Source organism: Faecalicatena contorta (assembly GCF_003149105.1).
Lineage (GTDB): Bacteria > Bacillota > Clostridia > Lachnospirales > Lachnospiraceae > Muricomes > Muricomes contortus_C.
In genome coordinates this window covers 198,683-212,436 of sequence record NZ_QGDS01000007.1, presented here as the reverse complement: position 1 = coordinate 212,436, position 13,754 = coordinate 198,683, and the positions used below count along the sequence as shown (strand labels likewise).

Genomic DNA, 13,754 nt, shown 5'->3' with positions numbered 1-13,754 from the left:
GCCAAATGAAGTTTTTAGTGTTTTGGCTGAATATCCATTTCTGCGGTTTGTCCCCTCCTTTTCCTGTCGGTCATTACTCTCATAACCCAGATGATCTTTCATTTCTCCCTGAAGCATTGATTCAAACATAGGGCCGAAGATATCTTTCAAAGCATCCTGCATGTCTCCGACGTTTTCCGGTTGGTACTGATTCAGTATTGCCTGTACCAGTGCATCTTTTTTAGGGTCACGTTTTCTTCTTGCCATAGTAGTTCTATCCTTCCTTTTCTCTGTTGTTTAGTTTAACATATCCTGACAAAAAAACAGAGTGTGAAGTTCATTTTGAACTTACACACTCTATCTTACACTCCCATATTCTGATAACGGAGCGCAAAAGGGTCAGTCCCCTTTGTTTACTTAATGTGCAAACTGACTTTCATATAATCCTTTATAAAATCCTCCCTGGGCCAGCAGTTCCTGGTGGCTGCCCTGTTCTATAATATTTCCGTCTTTCATAACCAGTATGACATCTGCCTCACGGACCGTGGACAGACGGTGAGCTACAATAAAGCTTGTTCTTCCCTGCATCATACGGTGGAAAGCTTCCTGAATCCTGACTTCTGTTCTTGTATCAATAGAAGAGGTAGCTTCGTCAAGAATCAGCATCGGAGGCAGGTTCAGCATGACTCTTGCAATACAGAGAAGCTGCTTCTGTCCTTGAGACAGATTTCCTCCTTGTTCTTGAATAACAGTATCATAGCCGTTCTTCATCCTTTTAATAAAACTATGCGCATGTGCAGCCTTTGCTGCCGCTATGATTTCTTCCTCGGGAGTATCCGGCCGGCCGTAAGCAATATTCTCCGCTACCGTACCTGATTTCAGCCAGGTCTCCTGCAGCACCATACCATAATTTCCACGGAGGCTGTCCCGGGTCACTTCTCTGATGTCATAACCGCCAAGAATAATCTGGCCTGCATCCACATCGTAAAAACGCATCAATAAGTTAATAAGTGTTGTTTTTCCACATCCGGTAGGTCCTACAATTGCAATCTTCTGTCCCGGTTTCACATCCAGATTGAGATGCTTTAAAAGAGGCACATTCTCCCTGTAAGAAAAGGAAACATCCTCCAGCTTCAGGGTGCCGTCTACTTTTTCCAGAACAACAGCATCCTCTGAATCCTGAATCTCCGGAGTCTCTTCTATAAAGTCAAAAACCCGCCTTGCGCAGGCAAGTGCATTTTGCAGCTCTGTCACCACATTGGAAATTTCATTAAATGGCTTTGTATACTGGTTTGCATAACTCAGGAAACTGGAAAGCCGGCCTACTGAAATCGTCCCCTGTATCGCAGCAAATGCCCCCACAATACCGACTCCCGTATAAACCAGCCCATTTATAAAACGTGTAGCCGGATTCGTGAGCGAAGAAAAGAAAACTGCTTTTAGGCTTACTGTCTGCAGCCTTTTATTTATCTCATCAAACCGCTCCATTGCCTTGTCTCTATATCCAAATGCCTGCACAACCTTCTGATTCCCGACCATCTCATCTACAAGGGAGGTCATTTCTGCCCTCACCTCAGATTGTTCCTTAAACATCATATAAGTCCTTTTGGCAATGAAACTGGCTACAAATAATGACAATGGGGTAATCACAATGACAACCAGTGCAATTTTTATATTAATAGAAAGCATAAAAACCAGCGTTCCCACAATGGTCACAGCACCCGTAAACAACTGGCCGAATCCCAGCAGCAGTCCGTCTGAAAATTGTTCCACATCTGTAATCATACGGCTGATTATTTCTCCATACTGGTGACTGTCAACATATTTCAGCGGCAGTATCTGAAGTTGTGAAAAGGCCCGGGTCCTCACGGCTTTCACAACCCGGTAAGTTAAAATATTATTGCACAGATTCATCAGCCATTGGGCTAAACTTGTTATAAATATTACCGTTGCCAGTACTTTTAAGAGGTAAAATACTGCTTCAAAATCTACCTGTCCTTTTCCAATAATATAATCGATTGCATCTCCAATAAGAATTGGTGCATACAGCGTCAGTAAAACCGAAATAACGGCAAACACCAGAGAAAGCACCATATAATGCATATAGGGTTTAATCAGAAGTAAGATTTTCTTCAGTGTTGTATTTTTTTTGCCTGACATATTACTGCACCTCCTCTCTGGAAAGCTGTGAATAACAGATTTCCTGATACACCTGGCACTCTTTCAGCAGCTCCTCATGAGACCCATACCCTGCCATCTCTCCGTCATCCAGTACAATAATCCTGTCCGCATACCGGATGGATGCAGCCCGCTGGGATACGATAAAAACAGTCATTCCTGATGTATCCGAGGACAGCGCTTTCCGCAGTCTGTAATCTGTTGCAAAATCCAGTGCCGATGCACTGTCATCTAATATCAGTACCTGGGGCCTTCTCACCAGTGCCCTGGCAATTGTGAGACGCTGCCTCTGCCCGCCGGAAAGGTTCTTCCCTCCCTGACTGATAACCGTATCAAGTCCTGCCGGTTTAGATTCCACGATTTCCAGCGCCTGCGCAGTTTTCAGTGCGTCATATATCTCATCATCCCCAGCGTCTGCTCTCCCTATCTGCATATTCTCACGGATTGTTCCATGAAACAAAACTGCCCTTTGGGGAACCACACCTATCCGACTTCTCAAAGCATCGATTCTCCATATTTTGGCATCCAGTCCACTTACAAGCACATGGCCTTCGTCCGCATCATAAAACCTCGGTATCAGATTTACAAGAGAAGTTTTTCCACTGCCTGTTCCTCCTATGATGCCGATAGTTTCTCCTGCATAAGCCTGAAACGTAATATGAGTCAGAGCCGGTTCCTGGCTTCCCTCATAATAAAAGGTCACATCCTGCATTTCAACACGGGGAATCTCTTTTTGATCCTGTCCTGCCTCTTCACTTCCCTCCTTAATCTCTGACTGTAAATCAAAAACCTCATTGATTCTTACAGCAGACGCCATTGCTTTCGTGAAAGAGATGACCAGGCTGGCAAGAGCTACTAATGACAGTAAAATCTGGGTCATATAGTTTACAAGAGCAATCACCTCTCCCTGAGTGATTCTCCCCACATTTACTATCCGCCCTCCATACCAGACAATCGCAATAATTCCCAGATTTACAAGCACATAAGTCAGAGGATTCAACAATGCCGATATCCTGCCCGCATGAAGCTGAAACTGCATCAAGTCACTGCTCTTTTCCTCATACTCTTCCTTTTCCTGATTCTGGGTCCTAAACGCCCGTATGACACGAATTCCCTCCAGGTTCTCCTTAGTAGAAAGCAGAATCTGATCCAATCCTTTCTGAACCTTCTTGTACAGTGGAATAGATGAAGCTATAATCCCATAAATCACAAGAGAAAGTAAAGGTACTGTAATCAATACAATCACCGCCGCCTTTGTATCAATCAAAAAGGCCATAACGACAGCTCCTACAACAATAAACGGTGACCGGAGAAACAGCCTGAGAAACAGGTTGACTCCCGCCTGCGCCTGATTTGTGTCACTAGTCATACGCACAACCAATGTAGAAGCCCCCTCTTTATCTATCGCCTCATAAGACAATTGCTGAATATGGTCAAACAAGGCGTGCCGCAGCTTTGTCCCAAACCCTGCAGCTGCCTTCGCGGCATAATACTGGGCAGTTACGGAGCAGACAAGTCCCAAAATACCAAGTGCAACCAGGAACGCTCCCAGCCGCCATATATAAGGGACGTCTGCATTCTTAATCCCTACATCAATAATCCGCGCCATTACAAGCGGTACAATCAATTCAAATATCGCTTCAAGCAATTTAAATAACGGACCAATAATACTCTCTTTTTCATAGCCGCGCAGAAACGGCAGTAACTTTCTCACAATTCTTCCCTCCATATCTAAGTGTGGTGATTTTCCGCTACTGTTCAGACCGTGCCGTTACAGTGCGCACCTATAGGATGTGAACTGTAACGATTTTGCCTGCAAGGGTAAAATCATAAACGCATCTTAGTATTGTAACAGACAATAACCTTACTGTAAATGTCTCCCATATTCACTTTCTCTACACATTTTATTTGATAAAGGTATTGACTTTTTGTCTATAAGATAATATTGTATTAGTTAAGTAATACAAATATGGTATTATATTATACCACAATTATGGAGGGATTTTTCATGGAACCACTCATTAAAATTGAGAACATACATAAAATCTATAATCCCGGTGAAAATGAAGTACGCGCATTAGACGGCATAAACCTGAACATTCAAAAGGGCGAATTTGTAGCAATTATAGGACATTCGGGTTCCGGAAAGTCTACACTTATGAACATGTTGGGCTGTCTGGATGTCCCAACATCAGGAAACTACTATCTGAACGGGCAGGATGTTTCAAAGCTCACAGACAATCAGTTGTCAGACATCCGCAACAAGGAAATCGGTTTTATTTTTCAGGGATTCAATCTGGTATCAAACCTGGACGCTGTAGGGAACGTAGAACTTCCCCTTATTTACCGCGGACTGGGTAAACAGAGGCGCCGTAAAGTCGCTGTTGAGGCTTTACGGAAAGTAGGTTTGGACACACGTCTGAAACACAGGCCTAACGAATTGTCAGGAGGCCAGCAGCAAAGAGTTGCAGTTGCACGTGCCATCGCCGCGCAGCCGCCGATTGTACTGGCCGATGAGCCAACGGGTAATCTGGACACAAAGTCCACAAAGGAAATTATGGAAATATTAAAAGGGCTCCACAGGGGAGGGCGCACCGTCATCATCATTACCCACGATGACGATATTGCCGGCCAGGTCAAGAGAGTCGTCCGTATTGTTGACGGACGCATAGAAGACGATTATCTGAATGAAAATCTGAATACGGAAAAGGAGGAAGCATAATATGTTTTCTAAAAAGAAAAAAGAACAGGATGAAATTTTAGACACATTTGATACGGAGATTTCCGGTGAGGATGCATTTCAGGATGAAGACTCTTACGAGCTGGAGGATAAGGAAGCCTCCAAACCTCCCAGGAAAAAGCTTCCCGGATGGGTTATTATTCCCGTAGTTGCAGTTTTTGCAATTATTATTGTTGTTGCTTCACTGCTTTCTAAACAAGGCAGTGGTTCACAAAATACGTCACTCCAGGTTTCAGAAGTGACAACAGGGGATGTCCGCGAGGTCTATAATGCAAGCGGAAAAGTAGAAAGCGAAAATACAAAAACATACTACTCCCCTGTCACGGCGCCTATTACAAACTGCAATGCTGTTATAGGCAACGCAGTAAAGTCAGGTGACCTTCTGATTACATTTGATACAAAAAACTTAGAACGTGATAACCAGCAGGCACAACTCACACTGCAGTCCAGCCTGAATACTTCTCAGGCATCCAGAGCACAGAATGCAAAAGCAATCGATGCAGCAAATGCAGCATCTGCCCAAGCAGCAGATCAGGCGAATAAGTTAGCTGCTAAGGTAAATAACCTTGCTGCCCAGGTGGATCAGGCTTATGCACAATATCAGGCAAACCTTGCTTCAGAACCTGCTGCCACGGACAAATACAATACCACCCGTAACGAACTACAGCAGGAGATTGACCAGTTTAACTCTGTTATGAGAGAAAAACAGAGCCTTATGGATTCCATCAGTATGAAATACCAGGGGCTAGGCGAAAAAGCTGCCGCAGCGGAAGCCAAAGATGAAAATAGCCGTACACCGGAAGAAAAAACTTTACTCCAGGCATATCAGGATTTCACAGATGCACAATCTGCCTATGCGGATGCACAGGACCAGTATAATAAAAAAACTACCGAATTAAATAACCTCACTGCTCCTAATGTAGACGATGCAGGCTACCCTGCACTCAAAGCCCAGTATGAAGCTGCATATGCAGAATGGGAAGCTGCATATAACGCAGCATCTTCTTCCTCCTCAAGCTCAGGTATGACATCTTCTGAACTGGCAAACCTGGAAATCAGTGACAACCTGGCTGAACTGTCTGCACTGACACCGGCTGAATTGGTTGAAAAGGGAAAAGAAGGAATGAAAGCGGACATGGACGGTGTTATTGCCTCTGTAGATGCAATGCAGACGAATACTGCTACACAGGGAATGGCTATGTTTACAATTGCAAGTACTGAAAAAGTGCGCGTAAAAATAGAAATATCTCCTGACGATTATGAAAAGGTAAAGGTTGGAAATAAGGTAGACATTACCATTGGACAATATAAGTATCAGGGTACGCTGTCCAAAGTCAATAAAATAGCCATCAATAATGAAAAAGGCAATCCAGTCATTGGTGCGGAGATCCACATTGACAATCCTGACGAAAATGTCTGCATTGGTGCCACCGCAAAAATCTCTATGACTGTGGCAGAGGCCAATGATGTCCTTGTGGTTCCCACCGAGGTTATTAATACGTCCTCCGACGGAGACTTCGTATATGTAATTAAAGATGGTGTTGTGAAGAAGAATCCAGTTGAACTGGGAACTGCATCCACAACCTCAATCGAAATAAAAAGCGGTTTGAAAAAGGGTGACAAGGTCGTAAATGATCTGAATGTAGATATTGAAGAAGGTATGAAGGCAACTGCTGTAGATAAACCGGATACGGATGACTCCAATGCTTCAGATAAGAAAAATAGTGCGGTCACCATACAGGCAAGTCCAAATGAATAGCCTGACAGACTAAGAAAAGAGGACATAATATGGGACAATTTTTAGAATATGTAAAAATGGCTCTTGACAACATCCGTTCCAATAAAGGCCGCTCCTTTTTGACCATGCTTGGTATTATTATAGGTATCACATCTGTTGTTACAATTGTTTCTATTGGAAACGGCTTGAAAAAGGATGTGGTGGATGCCTCAAATGAACAGAATAATACAGTTACTATACAGGCAAATACAGATGAAGTCTCGGATCCAAACGTCATAACAGGAGAGGATATTGCATTTTTGAGGACCTCCCTGGATGAATCTGTGCAAAGTGTATCTGCCTCCTCGGCAACCTCTGGTTCCATCACTACCCGTAAAGGCAATTTTGACGCATATGTGACGCTGACTACGCCTGATTACGAGTATGCACAATACACAGAACCTTTGGTAAAGGGAAATTATTTTACAGACAATGATGTAGCGAATGCCAATATGGTCTGCGTGGTTGATGAGCTGACAGCTTTATATTTATTCGGAAATACAGATATTGTCGGCATGAGTATAGAACTGAAAGTCGACAGTAGCATACAAAATGTAAATATCATCGGTATTCGTAAAACTTCACCGGAAATGATGGAAGCCGAAAAGCAGTATCAGGCTATGGGGATGGATCAAAGTATCTCCATAGAAATGCCTTACACGGTTTCAAAAGCCTTTGGCAACCCTATTGATGCCTTTCCATCGGTTTCTATCACTTCATACGATAAGGATCAGGCTGCCAGAGTTGCTAAAACTGCCGTCCAAATACTGAATTCCAGACATCAGAACCTGGGGGATGCTCCCTTTATTCAACAGAAACCGATAAACTTTGCTGATATGTTTGGCTCCATTATGGATGGTGTAACTGCATTTGTTGCATTAGTTGCGGGCATTTCCCTTATTGTTGGAGGCATCGGCGTTATGAATATCATGCTTGTATCTGTTACCGAGCGTACCCGGGAGATTGGGATCCGTAAAGCACTGGGAGCAAAGACCGGCTCTATCATTGCACAATTTCTCTGTGAATCCGCAATCATCTCAGGAATGGGCGGGGTCATAGGAATTATACTTGGAGCTGCCCTTACGGCATTGATAACGGCTCTCGGCATCGGAGGAATCAAAGCACAGCTTTCTTTCCCGGCTATCCTGATAGCCACGATTTTCTCATGCAGCGTAGGAATTGTATTCGGAATATACCCTGCAAGAAAAGCGGCTAAACTGAGCCCTATTGAAGCATTAAGACGAATGTAGCATTCTTTACATAGCTTAATGGACACTTGCATTTTATATGCAGAAACTATTTTTATAACATGAGGAGGGTTTTTCATGAGAAAACAAAGCAAATTATTAAAAGTCTTATCTATCATCTTGATTGTTATTGGCTGTCTGACCTTGATTTCCAGCATTATTTCAGTCGCCATGAGAGGTGTGGTTGAAGAAACTTATGCTACAATGGGTATAGCAGCACCTACTACACTGTCCTATGCCCTGATGTTCATCGGTGCCTTTATTCTTCTGGCTTCCGGTATTGTAGGGGTTGCATATAAATCCAAGCAGTCCGTACTAATTATGGGCGTCATATTGGCTATATATTACGTTGCCAACATTATCTATTCTACAGTAACTGCAGGATTCTCTGCCTGGGGCCTGATTGGTCTGCTGTGGCCTATCCTCTATCTTTGGGGATGGTATCAGTCTAATTAAGGTTTCTTACAAGCCCAGGACTATCAGAACAAAAACTTCGTCTGGAACAAGGCTTTATATCTTAAATTGTTCCAGCCGGAGTTTTTTTGATTGCGTTATCTTTGTAACTTTACTATAATAAAGGTGATAATCGAACTCTCCGGAGGTTTTCCGTATGTGGAAAAGAAAAGCACTAAAGAAAAAAACTATAGCGTCCTTAAAATCAAACTACTGGCGTATGATTGCCGTTTGTTTTCTGATTGCCATGCTGACAACTGCCTATACATCTTCTACAGCAGTTTTAAACCAGTATGACCCTGACACACAGATACAGGATGACTATTCTGATGCCTCCTCTTCGGCAGGTTTACCGAATTCTGAGGTTGTAACGGATACTTTCGAACAGATAACCGGCACAAAAAATCCTGTTTTTCTCTCGTCGCCTTCTGTACATACGGTTACAGATTATCTGATTGATATGTATACAAGCGGAAGGTCTGTATCTTTTTCTATTCTTAGAGCCATAAACAGTATTTTAGATGGCCACTTTAACTGGTCCTCTGTTTTTCTGGCAGCAGGCGCACTCGCTATACTGGCCTATCAGTTTTTTGTTGCAAATATTCTGCTCATCGGTGAGCGGAGGTTTTTCCTGGAGGCCCGGAATTACCGCCAGACCAGAATCAGCAAGATATTTTTCCTTTATAAACTGAGGTATCTCCGCAATCCTGCATGGATTATGTTTTGCCGCAATGCATTTCAATGGCTTTGGAATCTTACCATTATAGGCGGATTCATTAAGCATTATGAATACATTATGATTCCTTTTATCCTTGCAGAGAATCCGGCCGTCAAACGGAGTGAGGCTTTCCAGCTGTCCAGACAACTGATGCATGGGAATAAGTGGAAGATGTTTTTACTTCATCTGTCCTTCCTGGGCTGGCAGATTCTTGCATTTTTAACCTTTGGAATACTAGGTTTTACTTTTGTCAATCCTTATATGACGGGAACGGATGCCGAACTCTACATGAAACTGAGGAAAAATTACATTTTATGCAGGGCAAGCGGATACGAAATATTCCAGGATAGTCTGCTGGAATATGTTCCCTCTGAGGATGAGCTTTTAATCAGCAAGGCTCTTTATGATGATTCCCAGGGGCCTTACACAAAGATTTCCTATTTTGCCCCTGAGCAGTATCCTGCATTTTTATATTCTATCCAACCGCCAAGGCGGGCAGTAAAAGCTCCGATGCAGGCAGGTCAGAAATATAACTTTTTATCCTGTGTCTTTTTGTTTTTTGCTTTCTCTATATTTGGATGGATTCTGGAAAGTTTTATTCACCTGCTCCTTGATGGTGCACTCCCGGGCCGTGGATTTTTGTTAGGTCCCTGGCTGCCGCTGTATGGACTGTGCGGACTGATTTTATTAATTCTCATCAGGATGTTTTCCAGGAAGCCGCTTCTCGTATTTCTGATGATTATGGCTGTATACGCCCTGATTGAGTACCTTATCAATTGGATTCTGGAATATGAATGGGATGTCATACTTACCGATTACACCGGATACTTTTTAAATCTGGACGGGAGAACCTTCCTGGGCGGGGCAATTTTCTTTGCTATGATAGGCTGTGCTTTTCTATACTATCTGGCCCCCTGCTGGAATGAGTTTTTTCACAGATTTCCGCCTTATATACAGGCTGCCCTGTGTATCCTGCTGTGTGTACTATTTACAGCTGATTTATTGTATACTCTTCTACACCCGGAACTACTTTCCGGATTATTGAAACCCGAACTATTTTTTATGAAGTCATAAGGCAGAAACAAAACCTGCCAAAGAAAGGATGGAATAATGGATAAAATCTACGTAAGCAAAGAACATTTTACAAGCAAACCTGACTGCTCCCAGCGCTCAAAGACAGAGGAAAAGACCTACGACCTTTTGGACAGGCTGCGCATCCCTTATGAGGGGGTAGACCATGATGTGGCCCCTACAATTGAGGCATGCAGGGCTGTGGAAGACGAACTTGGAATTCTCCCATGTAAGAACCTTTTCCTGCGCAACCGTCAGAAGACCACATTTTTTCTGCTTCTTATGCCAGGTGATAAGAAATTTCTCACAAAAGATTTATCCGCCCAGCTTAATATTTCCCGGCTTTCTTTTGCAGAACCTGAATTTATGGAGGAATACTTGGGCCTTACACCGGGTTCCGTCAGTGTACTGGGGCTTATGAATGACATAGACTGGTATGTAGACCTGCTGGTTGACAAAGAATTGCTTGAAAGTGAATATTTGGGCTGTCACCCATGTATGAATACAACAACCCTGAAAATAAAAACCAATGATATTTTAACTAAATTCCTGAAACACACCCGTCACCGTCATCGTGTTGTTAAACTTTAACGTTGCTTTTTAAAATAAAAAATACTATAATTTCCATATACCTGCTGATGTAAATCTAAAAAGAAACAGAGGATATAAATTATGAAAAAAAGAGTCGTTGTTGCATTAGGACACCGGGCTTTGGGTACTACCCTCCCTGAGCAAAAAATAGCTGTAAAAAATACGGCAAAATCCATTGCAGATTTAATTGAAGAAGGGTATCAGGTTGCCATAACCCACAGCAATGCACCTCAGGTAGGCATGATACACACTGCAATGAATGAGTTTGGTAAAACACATGATAATTATACTTCCGCGCCGATGTCCGTATGTTCCGCAATGAGCCAGGGCTATATTGGATACGATTTACAGAACGGAATCCGTGAAGAGTTACTGGACAGGGGCATTTACCGTACAGTCAGCACCGTTTTAACTCAGGTAATTGTAGACCCTTATGATGAAGCGTTCTATACCCCGACAAAGGTTCTGGGCCGTTATATGACTGCTGAGGAAGCGGATGAAGAGCGTAAAAAAGGAAATTACGTGGTAGAAGAACCAGGCAAAGGTTTCCGCCGCGTTGTCTCTGCTCCAAATCCGGTTAAAATTGTAGAATTAGATGCAGTGAAAGCCCTGCTGGATGCTGACCAGATTGTAATTGCATGCGGTGGAGGCGGCATTCCCGTCTTAGAACAGGACAATCACCTCAAGGGTGCCAGTGCCGTCATTGAAAAAGACTTAGCTGCCGGAAAGCTGGCAGAGGGAATCAATGCAGACGAACTGATCATTCTGACAAGTGTGGAACAAGTCTGCATCAACCTTGACAGGCCAAATGAAGAAAAACTGGGAGAAATCAACATAGACCAGGCGAAGGAATATATGGAGCAAGGACACTTTGGTATTCATAACATGTTTCCTAAATTCCGTGCCGCGGTGGAGTTCATCGAACAGCGTGAAGACAGAAGCGCCCTTATCACCTCTTTTGACAAAGTAAAAGAAGGTATCAAGGGAAAAGCCGGTACAATTATAAGAAGATAGGTATTTCAAATAAAGAGTTTGCTTCGCAAACTCTTGCGCCTGCGGCGGTCGCATAGCGACATCTACCTCTTACACCGCAGTGCCATCCCCCGGAGGGTTTTATATAATAGGAAACTACGTTTCCTATTATATAAAAAAGGACTTGCCAGGTAAGTTCGTGTATCCCACGAGCTTACCTGGCAAGTCCTCTTTAAATAATTCTCTATTTCTGGTTAGCCGGCTCTACAGCAATGGCTTTTCCTTTTATTTTTGTATGATTCATAGCATTCAATACTTCTCTTGCATAATCCTTAGGAACTTCTACAAATGTATATTTATCATACATGTCGATAGACCCAATCAATTTTCCCGGAATACCGCTCTCTCCTGCGATGGCGCCAACGATATCCCCAGGTTTAGCCTTATTCTTCTTGCCTATATTAATGAAAAGACGAACCATACCGGCCTCTTCCGCTCCGGTATCACCAAATTCCACTTCTTCCGGACTGACTTCGCTTTGTCCGGAGCTGAGCTTCAGAAATGCCGCTGCCAAATCCATGGCAGTATAGTCGGAATCATTTACTTTACTTTCAATTACGTGAAGGTACTTTGTCAGGTCGTCCGTTTCAATAATATGGTCGATTTCCCCAAGTATGTTTTCCATTTTTGTATTTGCTACATCATTTAAAGACGGCACTTTCTGAGCATAGATTTTTGTCTTGCAGTAACGCTGTATTTCTTTTAATTTATATACTTCTTTTCCGGACACGAAAGAAAATGATCTTCCTTCACGCCCTGCTCTTCCGGTTCTGCCTATACGGTGTACATAATATTCATCATCCTGGGGCAGGTCATAATTAAACACAGCCTCAACTTCATCTACATCAATTCCTCTGGCAGCCACATCCGTTGCCACAAGAATGTCTGTTTTTCCGGAGCGGAATCCCTGCATCACCCGGTCACGCTGTACTTGTTTCAAATCACCATGCAGCCCCGCAGCAAAATATCCTCTGCCAAGCAGGCCGTTTACCAGAATATCAACCTGTTTTTTTGTGTTGCAAAATACAACTGACAATTTGGGGGTGTATATATCTAACAGACGTGAAAGCACCTCTTCCTTACTCTTGGGCTTCACTTCATAATAAAATTGCTCAATATTCGGCACTGTCAGTTCTTTTTTTGTTACCTTGATAAGCTCGGCATTCTTTTGAAACCTTTTCGTTATCTCCAGGATAGCCTTAGGCATAGTAGCCGAAAACAAAACTGTCTGGCGTTCCTCAGGAACCCCTTCCAAAATGGTTTCAATATCTTCACGGAATCCCATATTCAGCATTTCGTCTGCTTCATCCAGGACTATGGTGTGAACTTCCTCCATCTTTATTGTTTTTCTCCGCATGTGGTCCATCACACGCCCTGGTGTACCTATAATTAACTGAGTACCGCTTTTTAACGAACGAATCTGTGTTACAATTTCCTGGCCTCCATAAATAGGCAATACCTTAATTCCATGCATATATTTTGCAAGATCGCGGATTTCTTCCGCAACTTGAATTGCCAGCTCCCTGGTAGGACACAATACAACTGCCTGAAGTTTCTTGTTCTTCGGATCTATTTTCTCCAGAAGAGGAATTCCAAATGCCGCTGTCTTCCCCGTTCCAGTCTGTGCCTGACCTATAATATCTTTGCCTGTCTTCATAACAGGAATCGCTTTTGCCTGAATAAGTGAAGCTTCCTCAAATCCCATTTTTTTAACCGCTTTTACAATTTCAGGGAGCAGCCCCAGTTCTTCAAATCTTACTTCTTCCATATATCTCCTTTAATTTTACATTTTATCCTTTTTGACCCAGCCGAAGGGCTTTAGTCCAAAAAAATACCCTTTACCTGACACCACGTAAAGGATATTCACAAAGTCTCAGGGGATATCATAACAAATTTCCTGTCAAATGTCAATTTTCCGTTACAGTTCAGCCATGCAAATGTCTTGAAATAGCTGCAGAAGAAAGCTTG

At 43.0% G+C, this 13,754-nt stretch carries 11 protein-coding genes; 7 read left to right on the top strand and 4 right to left on the bottom strand.

Features of this window, described 5'->3' with window-relative positions; genetic code table 11:
- From A8805_RS13435 to A8805_RS13425, 3 genes are all read right to left on the bottom strand, one after another.
- Positions 1 to 246: transposase (locus tag A8805_RS13435; RefSeq protein ID WP_181392820.1), on the bottom strand; the 246-nt coding region annotated here is incomplete at its 3' end.
- A gap of 150 nt (positions 247 to 396) precedes the next feature.
- Entirely contained in the window at positions 397 to 2,139 is a 1,743-nt protein-coding gene (locus A8805_RS13430; RefSeq protein WP_109711961.1) for an ABC transporter ATP-binding protein, read from the bottom strand.
- A gap of 1 nt (position 2,140) precedes the next feature.
- Complete coding sequence (locus tag A8805_RS13425; RefSeq protein WP_109711959.1) at positions 2,141 to 3,871, bottom strand: ABC transporter ATP-binding protein; 1,731 nt, start codon at positions 3,869 to 3,871, stop codon at positions 2,141 to 2,143.
- 294 nt (positions 3,872 to 4,165) lie between these two features.
- Here A8805_RS13425 and A8805_RS13420 point away from each other — a divergent pair, with 294 nt between their 5' ends.
- From A8805_RS13420 to arcC, 7 genes are all read left to right on the top strand, one after another.
- Positions 4,166 to 4,879 carry an ABC transporter ATP-binding protein gene (locus A8805_RS13420; RefSeq protein WP_109711957.1) on the top strand — a complete coding sequence of 238 codons (714 nt, stop codon included), beginning with the start codon at positions 4,166 to 4,168 and terminating at the stop codon, positions 4,877 to 4,879.
- Position 4,880: 1 nt separating this feature from the next.
- Positions 4,881 to 6,656 carry an efflux RND transporter periplasmic adaptor subunit gene (locus A8805_RS13415; RefSeq protein ID WP_109711955.1) on the top strand — a complete coding sequence of 592 codons (1,776 nt, stop codon included), beginning with the start codon at positions 4,881 to 4,883 and terminating at the stop codon, positions 6,654 to 6,656.
- A gap of 29 nt (positions 6,657 to 6,685) precedes the next feature.
- Positions 6,686 to 7,924 carry an ABC transporter permease gene (locus A8805_RS13410; protein ID WP_109711953.1) on the top strand — a complete coding sequence of 413 codons (1,239 nt, stop codon included), beginning with the start codon at positions 6,686 to 6,688 and terminating at the stop codon, positions 7,922 to 7,924.
- 75 nt (positions 7,925 to 7,999) lie between these two features.
- Positions 8,000 to 8,377, top strand: coding sequence for a hypothetical protein (locus A8805_RS13405; protein WP_109711951.1), 378 nt, complete (start codon positions 8,000 to 8,002; stop codon positions 8,375 to 8,377).
- 154 nt (positions 8,378 to 8,531) lie between these two features.
- Positions 8,532 to 10,166 (top strand): DUF975 family protein, encoded by a 1,635-nt coding sequence (locus tag A8805_RS13400; RefSeq protein ID WP_109711949.1) that lies wholly within the window; start codon positions 8,532 to 8,534, stop codon positions 10,164 to 10,166.
- Positions 10,167 to 10,202: 36 nt separating this feature from the next.
- Positions 10,203 to 10,754 (top strand): prolyl-tRNA synthetase associated domain-containing protein, encoded by a 552-nt coding sequence (locus A8805_RS13395; RefSeq protein WP_109711947.1) that lies wholly within the window; start codon positions 10,203 to 10,205, stop codon positions 10,752 to 10,754.
- Between the two features lie 81 nt (positions 10,755 to 10,835).
- Positions 10,836 to 11,768: a carbamate kinase gene (gene arcC, locus A8805_RS13390; RefSeq protein ID WP_109711945.1), complete on the top strand. Its 933-nt coding sequence runs from the start codon at positions 10,836 to 10,838 to the stop codon at positions 11,766 to 11,768.
- A 202-nt stretch (positions 11,769 to 11,970) separates the two neighbouring features.
- On the opposite strand, the gene A8805_RS13385 is transcribed toward arcC, so the two are convergent.
- A complete protein-coding gene (locus A8805_RS13385; RefSeq protein WP_109711943.1) occupies positions 11,971 to 13,554 on the bottom strand; it encodes a DEAD/DEAH box helicase in 1,584 nt (527 codons plus the stop codon).
- Positions 13,555 to 13,754 lie beyond the last annotated feature (200 nt).